At 62.4% G+C, this 20,270-nt stretch carries 16 protein-coding genes and 1 pseudogene; 14 read left to right on the plus strand and 3 right to left on the minus strand.

Going from position 1 to position 20,270, the window contains the following annotated elements; translation table 11 throughout:
* The first annotated feature begins 4 nt into the window (after positions 1–4).
* The 3 genes from glmS (at position 5) to M1B34_RS05060 (ending at position 3,956) form a co-directional block, all read left to right on the plus strand.
* Positions 5–1,852, plus strand: coding sequence for a glutamine--fructose-6-phosphate transaminase (isomerizing) (glmS, locus tag M1B34_RS05050; protein ID WP_268264569.1), 1,848 nt, complete (start codon positions 5–7; stop codon positions 1,850–1,852).
* A 139-nt stretch (positions 1,853–1,991) separates the two neighbouring features.
* Positions 1,992–2,954, plus strand: a complete 963-nt coding sequence (locus M1B34_RS05055; protein ID WP_268264570.1) for a bifunctional GNAT family N-acetyltransferase/nucleoside diphosphate kinase regulator — start codon at positions 1,992–1,994, stop codon at positions 2,952–2,954.
* 246 nt (positions 2,955–3,200) lie between these two features.
* Complete coding sequence (locus M1B34_RS05060) at positions 3,201–3,956, plus strand: FadR/GntR family transcriptional regulator (RefSeq protein WP_123327979.1); 756 nt, start codon at positions 3,201–3,203, stop codon at positions 3,954–3,956.
* Between the two features lie 45 nt (positions 3,957–4,001).
* Here M1B34_RS05060 and M1B34_RS05065 read toward each other — a convergent pair whose 3' ends face one another.
* The 3 genes from M1B34_RS05065 to M1B34_RS05075 form a co-directional block, all read right to left on the minus strand.
* Positions 4,002–4,892: an SMP-30/gluconolactonase/LRE family protein gene (locus M1B34_RS05065; protein WP_268264571.1), complete on the minus strand. Its 891-nt coding sequence runs from the start codon at positions 4,890–4,892 to the stop codon at positions 4,002–4,004.
* Between the two features lie 35 nt (positions 4,893–4,927).
* Positions 4,928–5,752, minus strand: a complete 825-nt coding sequence (locus tag M1B34_RS05070; RefSeq protein ID WP_123327977.1) for an NAD-dependent epimerase/dehydratase family protein — start codon at positions 5,750–5,752, stop codon at positions 4,928–4,930.
* Between the two features lie 94 nt (positions 5,753–5,846).
* The gene (locus tag M1B34_RS05075; RefSeq protein WP_123327976.1) at positions 5,847–6,572 is read right to left on the minus strand and encodes an oligogalacturonate-specific porin KdgM family protein; all 726 of its coding nucleotides are present in this window, start codon (positions 6,570–6,572) and stop codon (positions 5,847–5,849) included.
* 362 nt (positions 6,573–6,934) lie between these two features.
* On the opposite strand from M1B34_RS05075, the gene M1B34_RS05080 reads away from it, so the two are divergent.
* The 11 genes and pseudogenes from M1B34_RS05080 (at position 6,935) to M1B34_RS05130 (ending at position 20,234) form a co-directional block, all read left to right on the plus strand.
* Entirely contained in the window at positions 6,935–8,089 is a 1,155-nt protein-coding gene (locus tag M1B34_RS05080) for a mandelate racemase family protein (RefSeq protein ID WP_123327975.1), read from the plus strand.
* Positions 8,090–8,161: 72 nt separating this feature from the next.
* Complete coding sequence (locus tag M1B34_RS05085) at positions 8,162–9,772, plus strand: ABC transporter substrate-binding protein (protein WP_268264572.1); 1,611 nt, start codon at positions 8,162–8,164, stop codon at positions 9,770–9,772.
* A gap of 68 nt (positions 9,773–9,840) precedes the next feature.
* Positions 9,841–10,878: an ABC transporter permease gene (locus tag M1B34_RS05090; RefSeq protein ID WP_123327973.1), complete on the plus strand. Its 1,038-nt coding sequence runs from the start codon at positions 9,841–9,843 to the stop codon at positions 10,876–10,878.
* A gap of 50 nt (positions 10,879–10,928) precedes the next feature.
* Positions 10,929–12,539: an ABC transporter substrate-binding protein gene (locus M1B34_RS05095; RefSeq protein ID WP_268261148.1), complete on the plus strand. Its 1,611-nt coding sequence runs from the start codon at positions 10,929–10,931 to the stop codon at positions 12,537–12,539.
* Between the two features lie 62 nt (positions 12,540–12,601).
* Complete coding sequence (locus M1B34_RS05100; protein WP_123327971.1) at positions 12,602–13,519, plus strand: ABC transporter permease; 918 nt, start codon at positions 12,602–12,604, stop codon at positions 13,517–13,519.
* A gap of 11 nt (positions 13,520–13,530) precedes the next feature.
* A pseudogene (locus M1B34_RS05105) lies at positions 13,531–14,369 on the plus strand (ABC transporter ATP-binding protein).
* Between the two features lie 10 nt (positions 14,370–14,379).
* Positions 14,380–15,156, plus strand: coding sequence for an ABC transporter ATP-binding protein (locus M1B34_RS05110; RefSeq protein WP_268264573.1), 777 nt, complete (start codon positions 14,380–14,382; stop codon positions 15,154–15,156).
* Positions 15,157–15,351: 195 nt separating this feature from the next.
* Positions 15,352–16,263: a 5-dehydro-4-deoxyglucarate dehydratase gene (kdgD, locus tag M1B34_RS05115; RefSeq protein WP_123327968.1), complete on the plus strand. Its 912-nt coding sequence runs from the start codon at positions 15,352–15,354 to the stop codon at positions 16,261–16,263.
* An 87-nt stretch (positions 16,264–16,350) separates the two neighbouring features.
* On the plus strand, positions 16,351–17,964 hold the full coding sequence (locus tag M1B34_RS05120; RefSeq protein ID WP_268264574.1) for a methyl-accepting chemotaxis protein: 1,614 nt from the start codon (positions 16,351–16,353) through the stop codon (positions 17,962–17,964).
* Between the two features lie 26 nt (positions 17,965–17,990).
* Positions 17,991–18,359 carry a 5-carboxymethyl-2-hydroxymuconate Delta-isomerase gene (locus tag M1B34_RS05125; protein ID WP_123327966.1) on the plus strand — a complete coding sequence of 123 codons (369 nt, stop codon included), beginning with the start codon at positions 17,991–17,993 and terminating at the stop codon, positions 18,357–18,359.
* A 54-nt stretch (positions 18,360–18,413) separates the two neighbouring features.
* Complete coding sequence (locus M1B34_RS05130; protein ID WP_268261150.1) at positions 18,414–20,234, plus strand: glycoside hydrolase family 28 protein; 1,821 nt, start codon at positions 18,414–18,416, stop codon at positions 20,232–20,234.
* The last annotated feature ends 36 nt before the right edge of the window (positions 20,235–20,270 follow it).

The raw sequence follows: 20,270 nt of genomic DNA on the forward strand, positions 1-20,270 counted from the left end.
AACCATGTGTGGAATTGTTGGCGCCGTTGCTGAACGCAATATCACCGCCATTTTGCTGGAAGGCCTCAAGCGCCTCGAATACCGCGGCTACGACAGTGCAGGCGTTGCGGTGTACACCAACGCCGGCACCCTGGAGCGCATGCGTCGCCCGGGCAAAGTCAGCGAGCTGGAACAGGCCCTGGTCAACGAGCCCCTGGTCGGTCGTCTGGGCATCGCCCACACCCGCTGGGCCACCCACGGTGCGCCGTGCGAGCGTAATGCCCACCCGCATTTCTCTGGCGACCTGGCGGTGGTGCACAACGGCATCATCGAAAACCACGACCCCCTGCGTGAACAGCTCAAGGCCCTGGGTTACGTGTTCACCTCGGACACCGACACCGAAGTCATCGCCCACCTGCTCAATCACAAGCTCAAGGAGCTGGGTGACCTGACCACGGCCCTCAAGGCCACGGTCAAGGAACTCCACGGGGCTTACGGTTTGGCCGTGATCAGCGCCAGCCAGCCGGATCGCCTGGTGGCAGCCCGCAGTGGCAGCCCGCTGGTGATCGGTCTGGGCCTGGGGGAAAACTTCCTCGCCTCCGACCAACTGGCCCTGCGCCAGGTCACCGACCGATTCATGTACCTGGAAGAGGGCGACATCGCCGAGATCCGCCGCGACAGCGTGCAGATCTGGGACGTGACCGGCCGTGCTGTCGAGCGCGAAGCTGTGCAATACCGTGACAGTGCCGAATCCGCCGAGAAGGGCGAGTACCGCCACTTCATGCTCAAGGAAATCCACGAGCAACCGTCCGTGGTGCAACGCACCCTGGAAGGCCGCCTGAGCGCCAACCAAGTGCTGGTCCAGGCCTTCGGTCCACAGGCGGCCGAGCTGTTCGCCAAGGTACGCAACGTGCAGATCGTGGCTTGCGGCACCAGTTACCACGCCGGCATGGTTGCCCGTTACTGGCTGGAAGAGCTGGCCGGCATTCCCTGCCAGGTCGAAGTTGCCAGCGAGTTCCGCTATCGCAAGGTGGTGGTGCAGGACAACACCCTGTTCGTGACCATCTCCCAGTCCGGTGAAACCGCCGACACCCTGGCCGCGTTGCGCAACGCCAAGGCCTTGCCTAGCGACGCCGGCGGTTACCTGGCCAGCCTGGCGATCTGCAACGTCGGCATCAGCTCCCTGGTGCGTGAGTCCGACCTGACCCTGCTGACCCAGGCCGGTCGTGAAATCGGCGTGGCTTCGACCAAGGCTTTCACCACCCAATTGGTGGGCCTGCTGCTGCTGACCCTGTCCCTGGGCCAGGTACGCGGTACGTTGGCGCCGGGCGTCGAGGCCCAGTTGGTGGAAGAACTGCGTCGCCTGCCGGTCCGCCTGGGCGAAGCCCTGGCCATGGACGGCGTGGTGGAAAAGACCGCCGAGCTGTTCGCCGACAAGCACCACACCCTGTTCCTTGGCCGTGGTGCCCAGTACCCGGTGGCGATGGAAGGCTCGCTCAAGCTTAAGGAAATCTCCTATATCCACGCCGAAGCCTACCCGGCCGGTGAGCTCAAGCACGGTCCGTTGGCCCTTGTGGATAACGACATGCCGGTGGTCACCGTGGCGCCGAACAACGAGCTGCTGGAGAAGCTCAAGTCCAACCTGCAGGAAGTGCGCGCCCGTGGCGGCCAACTGATCGTGTTTGCCGACGAACAGGCTGGCATGACCAACGGCGAGGGCACCCACGTTATCCACATGCCCCATATCCACGACATCCTGTCGCCGATCCTCTACACCATCCCGCTGCAGTTGCTGTCGTATTACGTGGCCGTGCTCAAAGGCACCGATGTCGACCAGCCACGCAACCTGGCCAAGTCGGTCACCGTGGAGTGAGTTATCCACAGCCGGACGGGGTCCTGGTTTTAGAGCATTAAAACTGTCGCGAAGGGTGCCCGTATTTCGGGGGCCTGCAGCGTCGTATAAAGGAACCGCAAACTGTCGCAGCCCCCCACCGTTTGCCGAAAGAACCGTCATGGCCATCACCATGACGGGCTTCCAACCTTTACAAGTAAGTGTGCTGAAGATGAACAAGCCTTTCATTTCGCTGTGCCCTGAAATTACTCGGGCGCACGCGCTGACGCTGATGGATTGGTTGGAGGATGAGCGCGTCACCTGCTATCTGAGCGATTCGCGTCATGTCTCCCGCTCCATCGAGCACGTCATCGATCGGACTCAATTGCCGATCCTGACCCATCTATTCAATCAGGGCGGCCGATTCTTCATGGCCTATGACCGGCACGACGCTCCGGTGGGCTTTGTCCGTCTAATCAAGACCGGCTCAAATTGCGAGATAGTCCTGGTTATCGGAGACAGCGACAAATGGGGCCGAAACCTTGGCCCCCGCACGATCCGCGAAGGCATGAAACTGGCTTTCCTCGACATGCGGGCCGAGAAGCTCATCGCCAAGATCCACCCGGATAACGCGCGTTCGCTGAAAGCCTTTCTGCGCAGCGGCTTTCTGCTTGAGAGCGAAACGCCGACATTGAAGTCCTTTTCCATGACGGTGGGGCGCTATCTCCAGTTATTGCGCGAAGGGGCCGTTGGCGACTCCACGAGGATTTACATCACTGAAATCGACAAGGCCAGGCTCGAGAGTCTAATCGCACTCGAGCCAGGCCCGGCCGTTGTTGAACTTGAACATGAGCTTGAGCGAGCCATTGTCGTCAAGCCGCAGCAGGTGGCGGGCAATGTCGTCACGATGAACTCCAGGGCCTTGCTGCAGCTGGACGACGAAGAGATCGAAGTGGCCTTGGTCTACCCTGAAGACGCGGACAGCAACGCAGGCAAGCATTCCGTGTATTCCGACATCGGCGCCGCCATCCTGGGCTATCAGGAGGGGGATGCCATCGACTGGCGAATTTCTGATCGGACCCGCCGGATTGAGATCAGGAAAGTGCTTTACCAGCCGGAGGCGGCGGGCGACTTCCACCTGTAATTGCGTGTTTTGCTAAACCGCTTCTGCCAGCGTAATTGCATACAAAAGCCCGGGAAATCAATGGATTACCCGGGCTTTGTGGTTTTTACCAGTCCACCTTGAACCACACCCCCGCAACCGTCGATCTAGAGCAGTTGCGGTTTTTTAAACCATAAATCAGCGAGGTTCGTACGCAAATTTACTGTTGTCGTACAACTGCGTCAGCTATCATTGGCGCTTATCAGTTGACTGAGACAAGCGTTCGCCATGGACCAACCCACCGTCCAACCTCGTACCCGCCGTAAACATCGCAGCCTGGCCCAGGAGCTGGTGACTGAGTTCACTCGGCGCATTCGCGACGGCGAGATTTCCCGTGGCAGCAAACTGCCGACCGAGTCGCAGATCATGGAAGAGCAGGGGGTCAGCCGCACCGTGGTGCGTGAAGCCATCTCCCGCCTGCAGGCCGGTGGCCTGGTGGAAACCCGCCACGGCATCGGCACCTTTGTGTTGGATATCCCCAGCCCCAGCGGCTTTCGCATCGACCCGGCGACCATTGTCACCCTGCGTGATGTGCTGGCGATTCTTGAGCTGCGTATCAGCCTGGAAGTGGAGTCGGCAGGCCTGGCCAGTGCCCGGCGTACCGATGAGCACCTGCGTCTGATGCGTGAAGCCCTGGACACCCTGAATGCCAGCGTCAATCGCTCCAGCGACGCGGTGGCGGCGGATTTCCAGTTCCACCAGCAGATTTCCCTGGCCACGGGTAACCGCTACTTCACTGACATCATGTTGCACCTGGGCACCAGCATCATTCCGCGGACCCGGCTCAACTCCGCGGGCCTGGCCCATGACGACCAGAAGCTCTACTTGGAACGCCTGAGCCGTGAGCACGAGGAAATCTACTCGGCCATTGCCCGCAAGGATGCCGAGTCGGCCCGGGCAGCGATGCGCCTGCACCTGACCAACAGTCGCGAGCGGCTGCGCCAGGCGTATGAAGAAGCGGAGGAACAAGCACTGCGCGGCTAATCAGACGCGCAGTTGTTTTCAGCAAGGGAACGTATGACGGGCTGATCAGCCCCGGGCGACAGGTTCTGCCAAGCCCTTGACCCCAGGGTTCAAGGCGAACACGCCGCCAGCCAGGGGTTGGTCGCTGAGATCGCCCTGGGGACGGATCGAGGTGACGAACAAGGTGTCCAGGCCGCTGCCACCAAAGGCGCACATGGCCGGTTTTTTCACCGGTACGGCCAGGGAACGGTCGAGTTTGCCTTCAGGGGTGAAGCGCAGGATCAGTCCCGCATCGTTGGCGCAAATCCAGTAGCAACCTTCAGCGTCCACCGCGGCCCCGTCCGGGCGCCCGGGATGCTGGTTCATGTCCACGAACACCCGGCGATTGGATGGCGTGCCGGTGTCTGTGTCGTAGTCGAATGCCCAGATCAGTTGCACGCTCGGGTGCGAGTCGGACAGGTACATCGTCCGTCCGTCCGGGCTGAACGCCAGGCCGTTGGGCACCACCAGGCCTTCCAGTTGGGGTTGCAGCAACGGCACGATGCCAGCCTGCTCACCGTCGTAACGGTACAACCCGCCCACGCTGTCACCGCCCATATTGACCTGCATGGTGCCGGCCCAGAAACGCCCCTGGCGGTCACAGCGACCGTCGTTGAAGCGCATTTTTGCGGTGGCGTGCTCAACCGCGGCCAGGGGCCGGGCGCGCAGTTGCCCGTTGTCCTCGGGCGTGAGGTGGAACAACCCGGTTTCCTGGCCGGCCAGCCATTGGCCATCGGCGCTGCGGGCGATACAGGCGAGCATTTCTTCGGATTGCCAGTGACGGGTCTGCCCGTCCGGGGTCCAGCGGTGCAGGCGCCCGGCCGGGATATCCACCCAGTACAGGGCGTTTTCAGCGCTGTGCCAGACCGGGCTTTCTCCGGTGGCGTTCTGTGCATCGACGATCAGTTCGGCTTGCATGGCGGTCCTTTCCAAAGTGGGGGCTATCGGGCGACTCAGTCGCCGAACGGGCCGGCTGCGCAGAAGGCACCGCCTTGCAAGGTGGCGTTGGGGTCATCGGCGGCCGGCTTGGGCTGCTGTTCGACCTGGCTGCGGAAGCGTTCCGAGCTGTCCTGAGGGGCAAAACCCAGGTGCGCGGCGTAACGGTTGTCCCACCATAGGTCGCGGTTGGCGGAAACGCCGTAGACCACGGTGTGGCCAACGTCTTGAGTGAGCAGGGCGCGTTCCACCAGGCGGTCCAGGTCCGGGTAGCTGAGCCAGGTGGACAACATGCGTAGGTTGCGCGGTTCCGGGAACGAGGAGCCGATGCGCAGGCTGACGGTTTCAATGCCGTAGCGATGGAAATAGAAAGTCGCCAGGTCTTCGCCATAGGACTTGGACAGGCCGTAGTAGCCGTCTGGGCGACGCGGCGATTGAGCGTCGATCTTTTCGTCCTGTGGATAAAAACCGGTGACGTGGTTGGAGCTGGCGAAGATCACGCGCTTGATCCCGTGTTTACGGGCCGCTTCATAAATGTGGAAGGTGCCGCTGATGTTGGCCGCGAGGATTTCCTCGAACGGACGCTCCACCGAAATACCACCCAGGTGGACGATGGCATCCACGTCCTGGGCCAGGGCCAGTACGCCGGCCTTGTCGGCCAGGTCGCAAGGCACCACTTCCTCGTGTTCGCCACGGCTGGCGGCCATGTCGCTGATGTCCGAGACGCGGATGATGTGCGCATGGGCCAGCAGGCTTTCCCGCAGGATCTGCCCAAGGCCGCCGGCGGCGCCCGTCAGCAGGATGCGGTTGAAGGGTTTGCGAGAGGGAGTCGATGGGGTCATGGCGGGGCCTTCCAATAAGCAGTGGTTGCGTGTTGAACGATATCCGTGGAATCTGCCGGGCGGCCGATGCGCGACCGCCGGGCAAGATCGGCACTTACATGAAGTTGTACTGGATCCCCAGACGCCAGCGCGCCTGACGGTCGTCGGTGGTGGAGCTGACTTTTACATCACCGATTTCCATGAACGGGACCCATTCCTTGGTCAGTTTGTATTTCACGATCATGTTCTGTTCGTAGTCGCTCTTTTTGTTGTCGTAGCGGATGTAGTCGGTCTTGAAGTAGATGTACTGGTATTCAAGAGCCCACTTGTTGGCGGGGGTATAACCCAGCCAACCTTCAAAACGGTTGGTGTTTTGGTTGTCCTTGCCACGATCAGGTACATCTTCATTGATCTGGTCACGATCAAGTTTCTTCGCGTCCAGACGATAACGGGTCGCGACATAGAAGGCGTCGTTGATCTTGTAGTTGTACTTGAGGCCGAACTTGTAGGTGGTGGAGTCTTTCGAGCTGTCCATCTGGAACGCCGGAGTCAGCGTCGACTGCGGGCTCAGCTTGTAGTTGTAGCTGACGGTGAACTCATGGCCGTTGTTGACCATGTTGTCGTAGGCAACGTCTTCACGGTCACCGGCAGTGCGGTATTTGATTTCCGCTTCAAAGCCCAGGCCGCTGTCCATGCGGTAGCCCAACTTGATTCGGTCAGCGTGGGCGCTGTCCTCTTCAGTGAACTGGTGGCGGTAGTTGATGTTGGCGGAGTCGGCGTTGGCATAGACAGACAAGCCAAGGGTCGCAACGGTAACGAGGGTGCGTAGTGTGGTGTTCATGCGATCTTCTTTTATTGTTTTTGTTGGGTTCGTTTGAAGAGTGCTACTGGCAGTAGAAGGTGTTGCAGGAGGCTCCATAGGGCGGGTTTAGATATACGTTATCGTACGACATTCTAGGTGTCTACGAATTATTCGCATGGTTGTGTGATCTCTTTTCGCAACCGCTCAAGAACGAGGCTTTGCTGCAAATTCGCTGGCGTGATTACTTGAAATAGGCCGCTTTTATGGGCTGAAATGCGGGTTTTAGGCGGGGAAACAAAGGTGTTATTTGGGATCTTTTCAAGCGTTGTACGATGACGTATGATCGATCCAACACAGGCGACCCTCCTGCCACAAATCCAATAAGAAGGCTCAAGACGTCCATGAGAATTACAGCAGTCAACGTCCAGGTGTTTTCCTATCCCACCCGCCGCGCAGTGGACAGCGCTGGCCATGCCCACCCCGGTGATGTGACCCAGGCCAAGATGGCCCTGCTGCGCATCCAGACCGAAGACGGCAACGAAGGTTATGCCTTCGGCGCTCCTGAACTGATCCGTCCTTATGTGCTTGATGGTTTTGTACGCAAGGTGCTGGTAGGGCAGAACGCTTTCGATCGCGAAAAAATCTGGCACGACCTGGTGCACTGGCAGCGTGGTAGCGCCAGTCAGCTCACCGACCGTGCCCTGGCCCTGGTCGAACAGGCCCTGTGGGACTGGGCCGGGCGCAAGCTGAATGTGCCGGTGCACAAACTGATCGGCGGTTTCCGTGACAAGGTCCCGGCCTACGGTTCGACCATGTGCGGCGACGAGCTGCCGGGCGGCCTGGCGACACCGGAAGACTACGGTCGTTTTGCCGAAACCCTGGTCAAGCGTGGCTACAAGGCGATCAAGCTGCACACTTGGATGCCGCCGGTATCCTTCGCGCCAAGCCCGCGCATCGACGTCAAAGCCTGCGCCGCCGTGCGTGAAGCGGTCGGCCCGGACATCGCCCTGATGCTCGACGGCTACCACTGGTACAACCGCACCGACGCCCTCTACATCGGCCGTGAGCTGGAGAAGCTCGACTTCGCCTGGTTCGAAGAACCGATGATGGAAGACTCTGCCGAATCCTACGCCTGGCTCGCGGGCCAGTTGGACATCCCGGTCCTGGGCCCGGAAACCCTGGCTGGCAAGCACCTGAGCCGTGCCAGCTGGGTGAAGAACGATGTCTGCGACATCCTGCGTGCCGGTGTGGCCGGTGTCGGCGGTATCGCCCCGTGCCTGAAAGTCGCGCACATGGCCGAATCCTTCGGCATGGATTGCGAGATCCACGGCAACGGCGCGGCCAACCTGGCAGTGGTCGGCGCCATCAAGAACTGCACCTGGTACGAGCGCGGCCTGTTGCACCCGTACCTGGATTACGACGAAGTCCCGGCCTACCTCAAGCGTCTGGTCGACCCGATGGACAACGACGGTTTCGTCCACCTGTCCGACTTGCCGGGCCTGGGCGAAGAAATTGATTTCGAGTTCATCGAGACCAATACGCTCAACAGCTTCTGATTTGTGTCCGGGCGTCCCGGCCCATGCCGGGTCGCCCGAGAGCCCTATAAATATAAGAAAGGCACTCTCACTATGAGCATTCTCCCCTCGCTTTGGGCGCGGGTATTTGCGGCTACGCTGGCGATCACCGCCGTGCCTGCCGTCTATGCCAAAACCCCGGCCGACCAACTGATCGTCGGCATGAGCATGATCAACCTGTTGTCCCTGGATCCTGCTGCCGCTACCGGGCTGGATGTCTCGGAGATCAACGCCAACCTCTACGACATGCTGCTGGTGCAGGACGTGGCCCAGCCCGATCGCCTGGTGCCGGCCCTGGCCGAACGCTGGGAAGTCAGCGAAGACCGCAAGACCCTGACCTTTCACCTGCGCTCCGGCGTGAAGTTCCAGTCCGGCAACCCCCTGAGTGCCGAAGACGTGGCCTGGTCGCTGCAACGGGTGCTCAAGCTCAACCTGGCCCTGGCCTCGACCTGGAAGGCCTACGGTTTCAGTGCTGACAACGTCGAAAGCACCATGCGCGCCACCGATGCCAACACCTTTGTCATCGAGCTGCCACGGCCCACCGACCCGATGCTGGTGCTCAATACCCTGGCGACGTCGCCCAGCGCCTTCGTCCTCGATCGCAAGAAAGTCCTGGAAAACCAGAAGAACAATGACCTGGGGGCCGCCTGGCTGGTGACCCACGCCGCCGGCAGCGGGGCCTTCGTGCTCAATGACTGGCGCGCCAACGACGTGATCCTCATGACCCGTTTCGACGGCTACTGGGGCGGCCCGGCCAAGCTCAAGCGCATCGTCATGCGCAACATGACCGAGTCCCAATCCTTGCGCCTGATGATCGAACGCGGCGACCTGGACATCGCCAAAGGCATGTCCGCGCCTGATATCGAAGCCCTGCAAGGCAGCGACAAAGTCCGCACCCAGACCCTGCAGCGCGGCACCCTCTACTACGTCGCCCTGAGCGTCAAACAGCCGATGTTCGCCGACGCCCGTGTGCGCAAGGCCGTGCGTTCGCTGATCGACTACCAGGGCATCAACCAGACCGTGATGCCGCACTACGGGCTGATCAACCAGCGCCCGCTGCCCCTGGGCCTGCCGGCGCGCCTGCCCGACCCGGGCTACCGCCTGAACGTCGAGGAAGCCAAGAAGCTGTTGGCCGAAGCCGGTTACCCCAACGGCTTCAAGACCACCATTCGGGTACTGGCCGAACCGCCGTTCATCAACATCGCTTCCAACCTGCAGTCGACCCTGGCCCAGGCCGGGATCCAGGCCAGCATCATCACCGGCACCGGCAACCAGATTTACGGCGCCATGCGTGAACGCAGCTTCGACATCATCGTCGGCCGTGGCGGTGGCGGGGCAGAGCGCCATCCGCACTCCAGCCTGCGCACCCTGGTGTACAACCCGGACAACCGCGACGAAGCCAAGCTGAGCAACTTCCAGGGCTGGCGCACCTCGTTCTACAGCCCCGAGTTGAACCAGTTGATCGAGAGTGCCGAAGTCGAGCCGGACGCCGCCAAGCAACTGGCCGACTACCGCAAGGTTCAGGAACAGCTCGATCAACAAGTGGGCGCCATCCTGCCGATCTCGCAGATGACCGATACGGTGCTGATTTACGGCGATGTCGTCGACTATCAGGGCCACACCGCCGCCACCACTCGCTACAAAGACGTCTACAAAAAGCGCTGACAGGACGGCGTGGGGCTTCGGCCCCGCGCCCCTGGATGCAGCGGTGACCGATTGATCAGGAGTTCACTATGTTTGTTTCGACTGCCTCCGTATTGGGGGCCCGCGCTTCCAATACCGCCCGGCGTGCCAGCACGGTCTTGGTGACCTTGCTTGGCCTGCTGGCACTGACCTTCGTCATTGGTCGGGTCATGCCGCTGGATCCCGTGCTGGCGGTGGTCGGGCCAGACGCCGACAGCTCCACCTACGACCAGGTGTATCGGGCCATGGGCCTGGACAAGCCGATCTGGACCCAGTTCGGCCTGTACCTTAATGACTTGCTGCACGGTAACTTTGGCAACGCCCTGTTGACCGGCCACCCGGTACTCGACGACATCCGTCGCGTGTTCCCGGCGACCATCGAGCTGGCCACCCTGGCCATTCTCTTCGGCGTGCTGATCGGCCTGCCACTGGGCGTCTGCGCGGCCAGCAACCAGGGCCGCCTGGGCGACCATGTGGCCCGGGTCATCACCCTGTTTGGCTACTCCACACCGATTTTCTGGCTGGGCATGATGGGCCTGCTGGTGTTCTACGCCTGGCTCGGCTGGGCCGGTGGCGCAGGCCGCATCGACCTGGCCTACGACGGCATGGTCCCCGACGTGACCGGCCTGCTGCTGATCGACTCGGCCCTGGCCGGGGACTGGGAAGCCTTCACCAGTGCCCTGCGCCATATCGTCCTGCCGGCGCTGATCCTGGGCCTCAACTCGGTGGCCTACATCAGCCGCATGACCCGCAGCTTCATGCTGGAACAGCTGTCCCAGGAATACATCATCACCGCTCGGGTCAAGGGCCTGTCCCGCCGCCAGGTGGTCTGGGGCCACGCCTTCCGCAACATCCTCGTGCAACTGCTGACCGTGGTGGCCCTGGCCTACGGCTCCCTGCTCGAAGGCGCGGTATTGATCGAGACGGTCTTCGCCTGGCCCGGTTTCGGCCAGTACCTGACCAGCAGCCTGATGCTCGGCGACATGAACGCCGTGATGGGTTGCGTGCTGGTGATCGGCTTGATTTTCGTCGCCCTGAACCTGATCAGCGACGCCCTGTACAAGGTGTTCGACCCACGGACCCGCTAATTCGCAACCCCAGCTGCCGAACCGATAAAACTATAAAAAAGGACGCTCGAATGAAGACTGCTTTTACCAAACTGCACCTCAGCCTGTTGGCCGCTGTCCTGACCCTGGGTCCGATGGCGGCGGTGCAGGCCAAGACGCCCGCCGACCAACTGATCGTCGGCATGAGCATGGTCAACCTGTTCTCCATCGACCCGGCCAACGCCCCGGGCCTGGATGCGTCCGGGGTCAACGCCAACCTCTACGACACCCTGATCAAGCGCGACAACGGCAGCCCGGAAAAACACCTGCCTCAATTGGCCGAACGCTGGGAGATCAGCGAAGACGGCAAGCAAGTGACTTTCCATCTGCGCCAGGACGTGAAGTTCCACTCCGGCAACCCGCTGACCGCTGAAGACGTGGCCTGGTCGCTGTACCGGGTGATGAAGCTCAACTTCGGCTTGGCCACCACCTGGAAGGCCTACGGCTACAGCGTTGACAACATCCAGTCGCTGATCCGCGCCACCGACACCCACACCCTGACCATCGACCTGCCGCAAGTCATGGACCCGCTGCTGCTGGTGGACTCCCTGGCCATTTCCCCTAGCGCCGTGGTGGTGGACCGCAAGACGGCCCTGGCCCACGAGAAGAATGGCGACCTGGGCGCCGGCTGGCTGGTGACCAACGAAGCCGGCAGCGGGCCGTTCGTGCTGACCAAATGGAGCGCCAACGATTCCCTGCTGCTGACCCGCTTCGACGGCTACTGGGGCGGCGCGGCCAAGCTCAAGCGTGTGGTGGTGCGGCACATGACCGAATCCCAGTCCCTGCGCCTGATGCTGGAGCGCGGTGACCTTGACCTGGCCTATGGCATGGCCGCACCGGACATCCGTGCCATCGACGGCTCGGAAAAAATCCAGGTGCAGTCCCTGCAGCGCGGCACCATGTACTACGTGGCCATGAGCATGAAGCAGCCCGAGTTCGCCAAGCCCAAGGTCCGCGAGGCAGTGCGCAACCTGATCGACTACAAGGGCCTGGATGAGCAGGTCATGCCGTACTACGGCAAGCTCAACCAGCAGCCGATGCAGCTGAGCCTGGAAGCCCGCCTGCCGGACCCGGGTTATCACATGGACGTGGCCAAGGCCAAGAAGCTGCTGGCCGAAGCCGGTTACCCGGAAGGCTTCACCACCACCATCCGCACCTTGTCCGAGCCGCCGTTCATCGACATCGCCGCGCGCCTGCAATCGACCCTCGCCGAAGGCGGGATCAAGGCCAGCATCGTCACCGGCACCGGCAACCAGGTGTACGGCGCCATGCGTGCGCGCAACTTCGAGATCATCGTCGCCCGCGGCGCCGAACGTTACCCGCACCCGTACTTCAGCCTGCGGACCTTTGCCTACAACCCCAACAACAGCGACGACGCCGGCTTGCCGAACTTCCAGGGCTGGCGCGCCTCGTTCTTCAGCCCGGAACTCAACACCCTGATCGACAAGGTTGGTGTGGAGCGTGACGGTGACAAGCGCCTGAGCATGTACCACCAGGCGCAGAAGCTCTACGACCAGCAGGTCGGCCCGATCATGATGATTTCCCAGATGACCGACACCGTGGTCAGCGCTGCCGACGTTAAAGGCTTCGACGGCGATGACGCCGAAGCCACCCGTTACCTGGGCGTCTACAAGCAACGCTGAGTGCCGCCTGGCGCGCCTGTTGGCGCGCCGGGTGATCCTGATTTCAAATCGAGAACATGCCGATGATTGCCAACATGTCTTCTACCGACACCACCGCCAAGCGCCAGGCCGATCGTACCCCCGGCTCCAGCTTCGATGCCTTGTGCAAGAGCGGCCTGCGGGTCCTGCGCCACTTGTTGCGTAACCCCATGACCCTGGCCGGGCTGCTGGTCGCGGTGCTGTTGATCGTGGTGGCGGCGTTCGCCCCGTGGATCGCCACCCATGACCCGGTGGTGCAGAACCTGGCCAATGCCCTGCAGGCACCCGGCGCCGCCCACTGGTTCGGCACCGATGAGTACGGCCGCGACATCTTCAGCCGGCTGGTCTATGGCTCGCGCATCACCCTCTACATCATTGCCCTGGTCACCGTGATCGTCGGCCCCATCGGGCTGTTTATCGGCACCGTCTCGGGCTACTACGGCGGCATTGTCGACACGGTGTTCATGCGCCTGACCGACATCTTCATTTCTTTCCCCAGCCTGGTGCTGGCGCTGGCGTTCATCGCCGCCCTCGGCCCTGGCCTGGAGCATGCGGTGGTGGCCATTGCGCTGACCTCCTGGCCGCCCATCGCCCGTCTGGCGCGGGCGGAAACCCTGTCCCTGCGCAAGGCCGACTTCGTGGTCGCGGTCGAGCTGCAAGGCGCGTCCTCGGCGCGAATCATCCTGCGTCACATCGTGCCCATGTGCCTGTCGTCGGTGATCATCCGCCTGACCATGAACATGGCCGGCATCATCCTCACCGCCGCCGCCCTGGGCTTCCTCGGCCTGGGTGCCCAGGCACCGCTGCCGGAGTGGGGCGCGATGATTTCCACAGGCCGTCGCTACATGCTCGAGTGCTGGTGGCTGGTAGCCGTTCCAGGCGCTGCGATCATGTTGGTCAGCCTGGCTTTCAACCTGTTGGGCGATGGCCTGCGGGACATCCTCGATCCGCGTAGCGAGTAACCGGAGGCTTTATGTCTGCCATCAAATTGAATGTCGAAGGCCTCAACGTGCGCTTCGTCAACGGTCAGAAAGAAACCCACGCAGTGCGTGATGTGTCCTTCACCCTGGCTCGGGAAAAACTCGCCATCGTCGGCGAGTCCGGCTCGGGCAAGTCCACGGTCGGTCGCAGCTTGCTGAAGCTGCACCCGGCCAGCGCCAAGATCACCGCCAAGGCCATGCAGTTCGGTGACATCGACCTGCTTTCGGCCGGTGAAAAGGCCATGCAGAAGATTCGCGGCCAGCGCATCTCGATGATCATGCAAGACCCGAAATACTCGCTGAACCCGGTGGTCAAGGTCGGCGACCAGATCGCCGAAGCCTACCTGGCCCACCACAAGGCCAGCCGCAGCGATGCCCGCGAGCGGGTCATGGAAATGCTCGAAAAAGTGCATATCCGCGATCCGAAACGGGTCTACAACCTGTACCCCCACGAAGTCTCCGGCGGCATGGGCCAGCGCATCATGATCGCATGATGGTCATCACCCGCCCGGAAGTGATCATCGCCGACGAGCCGACCTCGGCCCTCGACGTGTCTGTGCGCCAGCAGGTGCTCAGCGTGCTTGAAGAGCTGGTGGAGCAGCAGGAACTGGGGCTGATCTTCGTCAGCCACGACCTCAACCTGGTGCGCAACTACTGCGACCGGGTGCTGGTGATGTACGCCGGGCGGGTGGTGGAATCCCTCGCTGCCTGCGACCTGCAACACGCCCAACATCCCTATACCCGTGGCCTGCTGGCCGCGCTGCCGAGCATGGACAACCGCCGCGAGCGCCTGCCGGTGCTGCAGCGCGATCCACTCTGGCTGACTTCCTGAGGAACCGACCATGCCCATGATCCAAGCACACGCGCTGAACCTCAGCTTCGGCGCCGGCCCGGCCCTCAACCAGGTGCTGCACGATGTCAGCCTGAGCGTCGCCGACGGCGAATCCTTCGGCCTGGTGGGGGAGTCCGGTTCGGGCAAGACCACCGTGCTGCGCTGCCTGGCCGGGCAGTACCGGCACTGGAGCGGCGAGCTGAGCATTGCCGGCGCGCCCCTGCAGCACAAGATTCCCAAGGAACACTTTCGCAAGGTGCAGATGGTCTTCCAGGACCCCTACGGTTCCCTGCACCCGCGCCACACCATCGACACCGCCTTGCGCGAGCCGCTGATCATCCACGGCATCCAGGACAAGGACGATCGGATCAACGAAATCCTGCTCAAGGTCGGCCTCAACGACAGTTTCCGCTACCGCTACCCGCACCAGTTGTCCGGTGGTCAGCGCCAGCGCGTGGCGATTGCCCGGGCGCTGATCCTCGAACCGCGGGTCTTGCTGCTGGATGAGCCGACCTCGGCCCTGGACGTGTCGGTGCAGGCGGAGATCCTCAACCTGCTGGCGGACCTGCGCCAGCGCGAGAAGCTCACCTACCTGATGGTGACCCACGACCTGGGCGTGGTGACTCACCTGTGTGACCGGGTGGCGGTGATGCAGCAGGGCAAGATCGTCGAGTTGCTGGACAGCCAGGCGCTGAGCCAGAACCTGGCGAACCACGCCTATACCAAGATGCTGGTGCAGGCCAGCCGTGACTTCAGCCAAGAGTCCGAGCGTAAACTCGCCAGCTAGGTTGTCGTACAACTAGGGCTGTTATGGGCCGCCCAGAAGGGGCCCATAGCGCAGCCTAACCCCAGTATTACCCAAGTATTTAAGCTTTGTGCACCAAAAAAGCACATTGAGCATGGCCCTCTTCAAATTTTAGTTGTACGATGACGTACCTCTTAAGGTATCTCCTCTCACTTTTCGGCTCGAGGTTTGCGAACCATGACTCCACAAGAATTAAAATCCGTCCTGTCTTCCGGCTTGCTGTCGTTCCCCATCACCGACTTTGACGCGGCGGGGGATTTCCGCGCCGACACCTACGCCCGTCGTCTCGAGTGGCTGGCCCCTTACGGCGCCAGCGCACTGTTCGCCGCCGGCGGCACCGGGGAGTTCTTCTCCCTGGAGCGCGACGAATACACCCAGATCATCAAGACGGCGGTCGACACCTGCAAAGGCCAGGTGCCAATCCTCGCCGGTGCCGGCGGCCCGACTCGCCAGGCCATCGCCTATGCCCAGGAAGCCGAGCGCCTGGGCGCTGCGGGCATCTTGCTGATGCCGCACTACCTCACCGAAGCCAGCCAGAAAGGCCTGGTGGCCCACGTTGAGCAGGTGTGCAAGTCGGTGGACTTCGGCGTGGTGGTGTACAACCGCAACCTCTGCCGCCTCGACGCCGACAGCCTGGAAGTGCTGGCTGAACGCTGCCCGAACCTGATCGGCTTCAAGGACGGCATCGGTGAGGTTGAATCCATGGTCTCGATCCGTCGTCGCCTGGGTGATCGCCTGACCTACCTCGGCGGTCTGCCGACGGCCGAAGTCTATGCCGCGGCCTACAAGGCCCTGGGCGTGCCGGTCTACTCCTCGGCGGTGTTCAACTTCATCCCCAAGACCGCCATGGACTTCTACCGTGCCGTGGCCGCCGACGACCACGCCACCGTGGGCCGTCTGATCGACGATTTCTTCCTGCCGTACCTGGCCATTCGCAACCGTTGCGAAGGCTATGGCGTGAGCATCGTCAAGGCCGGTGCGCGCCTGGTGGGCCACGACGCCGGCCCGGTACGGGCGCCGCTGACCGACCTGTTGCCCGATGAAATGGAACAACTGGACGTACTGATCAAAGCCCTGGGCGCTCAGTAAGCCCGATGCCTGCGGCGCTCCCTGGAGCGCCGCAGGCGTTTCCGGGATCAGGGGATGAGCCAGGTACAACGCAACAGGAAGGCGTTAATGAAGCTTCATCATCGACTCACGCTTATGGTCTTTTGCACCGTGCTTGGCCTGCTGTTGGTGGCCGGGTTCGGCTTGAGCGCGCTGCGCTCGAACATGTTGGAAAACAAGCGCGGCGAGATCTACACCGTGCTCAATCTGGCCGCGCAGCAAGTGGCTTATTACCAGGCGCAGGAACAGCGTGGGACCCTCACTCGCGAGGCCGCCCAGGCCAAGGCCATCGAAGCCTTGTCCAGCCTGCGTGACGGCAAGAAAGCCTACCTTTGGGCCCGCACCGTGGATGCCCTGGGCCTGGTCCACCCCAACCCCGAGGTGATCGGCAAGGTGGATGTCGGCGTGACCCTGCCCGACGGCCGGACCAAGTGGCAGGGCTACCTGGATGGCCTGAAAAACACCCATTTCGCCTATTTCGACGACTTGGCCAAATACCCGGGCGCCGAGCAACCGGTGCCCAAGATCAATGGCATCACCAAGATTGACGGTTGGAACTGGCTGGTGGGTTTCGGCATTTTTGTCGATGACATCGATGCCGCATTCTGGCGCCTGGCCTGGCAGTTCCTTGGGGTCGGGCTGTTGGTGGTGCTGGTCACCACGGCGCTGGCGCTGAGCATGTCCCGGAGCATTTACCGCAGCCTGGGGGGCGAGCCGGCCTACGCCACCGAAGTGGCCCGGGCGATTGCCGCTGGTGACCTGAGCCGGCCGGTGCTCGGGCGCTTTGGCCCGCAAAGCCTGCTGGCGGCCGTGGCCACCATGCAGACCAGCCTGCGCGAGATGATTGTCGGTATCCAGAACGGCTCCGGCCTGCTGGGTGAAGCGGCCACCGGCCTCACCGGGCAAATGCTGAGGATCGACAGCGCTTCCCAGCAAACCTCCGAAGCCACCACCGCCACCGCAGCCGCCATCGAACAGATGTCGGTGACCATCGACCACATCTCCTTCAGCGCCCGCGAGACCGAAACCAACTCCGCACGCTCGGCGCAATTGGCCGCCGACGGCGAGCAATTGGTGCACCAGGCGGCGGGGGCCATCCAGCAGGTATCGACTCAGGTCGAAGACGCCTCGGTGCGCATCGCCGGGCTGGTCAAGCGCACCCATGAAATCGACGGCATCGCCAGCGCCATCAGCGACATCGCCAGCCAGACCAACTTGCTGGCGCTCAACGCGGCCATCGAGGCGGCGCGGGCCGGGGAGCAGGGGCGAGGGTTTGCAGTGGTGGCCGACGAGGTTCGGCAACTGGCCCAGCGCACCGCCCTGGCGACGCAGGACATCACCCGCATGATCAGCTCGATCCAGATCGACACCGGCTCGGTGGTCGAGGGCATGACCGCCGTCACCCCACAGGTGGCGATTGGCGTGGCCCTGGCCGAACAGGCCGCCGGTGCGCTGCGAGAGATCAACAGCGGCGCCTCACTGACCCTGGTCCAGGTGCGGGAAGTGGCCAGCTCCACGGCCGAGCAAAGCCAGGCCAGCGCCAGCGTCGCGCAGAACATCGAGAGCATTGCCAACCGCGTTGAGGAGTCCGCCAGTTCGGTGCGCGCGGCCCACGGCAATGTGCATTCCCTGGAGCGCCTGGCGGATGAGCTGCGGGCATCCGTGGCGCGCTTTCGCCTTTGACACCGACCCATTGAAGGAACCCAGCCATGCCCCATTGCATCATCGATTGCCCCAATACCCTGGCCGCACGGGTCGGCGAGCAGACCCTGCTGGCCGCCGTTCACGATGCCCTGGACGCCTTCGGCGTGTTCAAGCCGGGCGACATCAAGGTGCGCCTGAACGGCTTCACCCATTACCGCTGCGGCGCGACCCAGGATGATTTTGTCCACGTCGCGCTCTACCTGTTCAGTGGCCGCAGCGCCGAGCAACAACGCAGCCTCGCTTCGGCCACCCTGGCCGCCCTGGTAGCCTTGCTGCCGGACGTCGAGGCCCTGTCCATGGATGTGAGGGAAATGCCGCGCGAGACCTTCGTCAATCGCAGCCAATACCTCGAAGAGGCCGGGCTCTCGGCCTGAACCTTCGGGTTCAGCCGTCCCGGCGTGATGACTGGCAAAAACAAGGAAAACAAGATGCCGTATCAAAACCCTGATGTCGCTCTGCCTAAACACCCCTTGGCCCGTTCAGTGGTGGCTGCCCTGGCCTTGGGCTGCAGCCTGCCGTTGTGGGCCCTGGAAGCCCCGACCAAGGTGCAGGTGCCGACCCTGGCCTTCGATGATCAGCAGATCATCCTGGTCTGGGAAAAACCCGCCGACCACGCCGCGATCAAGGATTATCGGGTCTACGTCAACGGCACCCTGCTGGGCAGCGCCAATGGCAACAACGACGCCGTGTCGCCGGCCAAGCCCTACATCAATCATTTCTACGAGCAGGACAAGGCCAACTTCCACTACCGCATCGGCATCCACAGCTACACCGCCCAAGGCCTCAAGCCGGACACCGAGTACCGCTTCACCGTGCGTTCGGTGGACGGCAACGGCAAGGAGTCCGCCGACAGCCCGGTGGTGGTGCAACGCACCACCAAGGTCCCGGCGTTGTTCGATGTGAAGAAGTACGGCGCCAAGGGCGATGGCAGCAGCCTCGATACCGTGGCGATCCAGAACGCCATCGACGCCTGCACCGCCGGCTGCAAAGTGCTGCTGCCCAAGGGCACGTACAAAAGCGGCTCGCTCTACCTCAAGAGCAACATGACCCTGGAAATCGCCGAGGGCGCGACCCTGCTCGGCTCCGAGCGTGCCGAGGACTACCCGCTGGCGGGCTACATCCAGTACCCGTACTCGACCACCGTGCGCCCGGCCTCGCTGATCAACGCCTTGCCGCGCGACCCGAAACAACACCAGAAATTCGAGAACATCCGCATCGTCGGCAAGGGCACCATCGACGGCAACGGCTGGAAACGCCAGGCCGACGTCAAGGATGAACTGGGCCGCTCGCTGCCGTTCTACCTGCCCAGCGACAACACCCGCTACATGCAGGACGGCATCCTGGCCAAGGCCCAGGTCGAGCAAGCCGTGGCCCGCGGGGTGAACGTCAAGGACGCCTACGGCCAGATGCGCTCCTCGCTGATCACCCTGCGTGACGTGAAGAATGTGTTCTACGGAGGCTTCACTGTGCTCAACCCGGCGTACCACGGGATCATGAACCTGGAAACCGAAAACGTGGTCATGGCCAACACCACCCACAAGACCTACGACGCCAACAACGGCGATGGCATCGAATTCGCCAACAGTAAGGGCGCGATGGTCTTCAACAACTTCTTCGATACCGGGGATGACTGCGTCAACTTCGCCGCCGGCACCGGCGCCGAAGCGGTGAAACAGAAGCCCCAGGAAGACGCGTGGATCTTCAACAACTTCTTCCGTAAGGGCCACGGTATGGTCGTCGCCGGCAGCCACACTGGCGCCTGGATCCAGAACATCCTGGCGGAAGACAACGTTTCCGACGGCACCGACGCCGGCCTGCGCATGAAGAGCACCAACTTCATGGATGGCGGCGCGCGTAACGTCACCTTCCGCGACTCGGCGATCCGCAACACCGTCAAGCAAGCGTTCATCTTCACCCTCGACTACAACGACCCCAACGCCAAACTCGACTACCAGCGCTCCACCGTACCCGGCCAGTTCCGGGACATCCGGGTCAGCGACGTGACAGTGGAAAGCGCCAAAGTGTCGGCCATCGAGGTCAAGGGTGACAGCGCCCACGGTGCCTACCACCAGGGCCTGGACTTCCAGCGCGTACGCTTTATCGGCCCGGCCAAGGCCAAGATCGACGGCCTGAAAGACTCCAGCTTCAACCACATCACCTTCACCCAGCATGGCAGCGACAACCCCTGGCAAATCAGCGGTAGCCAGGGCTTGACGTTCACCGACGTGGAACCGGCGCCGCAGCCTTAAACCTCTGCACCGTTAAAGCAAAAGGGCCTGTCGAGT

The organism is Pseudomonas morbosilactucae (assembly GCF_023241715.1).
Taxonomy (GTDB): Bacteria; Pseudomonadota; Gammaproteobacteria; order Pseudomonadales; family Pseudomonadaceae; genus Aquipseudomonas; species Aquipseudomonas morbosilactucae.

Coding starts and splice junctions, on each gene's coding strand:
- M1B34_RS05080 (WP_123327975.1), top strand. CDS start 6,935: ATGAGAATTACAGCAGTCAACGTCCAGGTGTTTTCCTATCCCACCCGC.
- M1B34_RS05120 (WP_268264574.1), top strand. CDS start 16,351: ATGAAGCTTCATCATCGACTCACGCTTATGGTCTTTTGCACCGTGCTT.
- M1B34_RS05095 (WP_268261148.1), top strand. CDS start 10,929: ATGAAGACTGCTTTTACCAAACTGCACCTCAGCCTGTTGGCCGCTGTC.
- M1B34_RS05070 (WP_123327977.1), bottom strand. CDS start 5,752: ATGACCCCATCGACTCCCTCTCGCAAACCCTTCAACCGCATCCTGCTG.
- M1B34_RS05060 (WP_123327979.1), top strand. CDS start 3,201: ATGGACCAACCCACCGTCCAACCTCGTACCCGCCGTAAACATCGCAGC.
- M1B34_RS05065 (WP_268264571.1), bottom strand. CDS start 4,892: ATGCAAGCCGAACTGATCGTCGATGCACAGAACGCCACCGGAGAAAGC.
- M1B34_RS05075 (WP_123327976.1), bottom strand. CDS start 6,572: ATGAACACCACACTACGCACCCTCGTTACCGTTGCGACCCTTGGCTTG.
- glmS (WP_268264569.1), top strand. CDS start 5: ATGTGTGGAATTGTTGGCGCCGTTGCTGAACGCAATATCACCGCCATT.
- kdgD (WP_123327968.1), top strand. CDS start 15,352: ATGACTCCACAAGAATTAAAATCCGTCCTGTCTTCCGGCTTGCTGTCG.
- M1B34_RS05085 (WP_268264572.1), top strand. CDS start 8,162: ATGAGCATTCTCCCCTCGCTTTGGGCGCGGGTATTTGCGGCTACGCTG.
- M1B34_RS05090 (WP_123327973.1), top strand. CDS start 9,841: ATGTTTGTTTCGACTGCCTCCGTATTGGGGGCCCGCGCTTCCAATACC.
- M1B34_RS05110 (WP_268264573.1), top strand. CDS start 14,380: ATGCCCATGATCCAAGCACACGCGCTGAACCTCAGCTTCGGCGCCGGC.
- M1B34_RS05100 (WP_123327971.1), top strand. CDS start 12,602: ATGATTGCCAACATGTCTTCTACCGACACCACCGCCAAGCGCCAGGCC.
- M1B34_RS05055 (WP_268264570.1), top strand. CDS start 1,992: ATGGCCATCACCATGACGGGCTTCCAACCTTTACAAGTAAGTGTGCTG.
- M1B34_RS05125 (WP_123327966.1), top strand. CDS start 17,991: ATGCCCCATTGCATCATCGATTGCCCCAATACCCTGGCCGCACGGGTC.
- M1B34_RS05130 (WP_268261150.1), top strand. CDS start 18,414: ATGCCGTATCAAAACCCTGATGTCGCTCTGCCTAAACACCCCTTGGCC.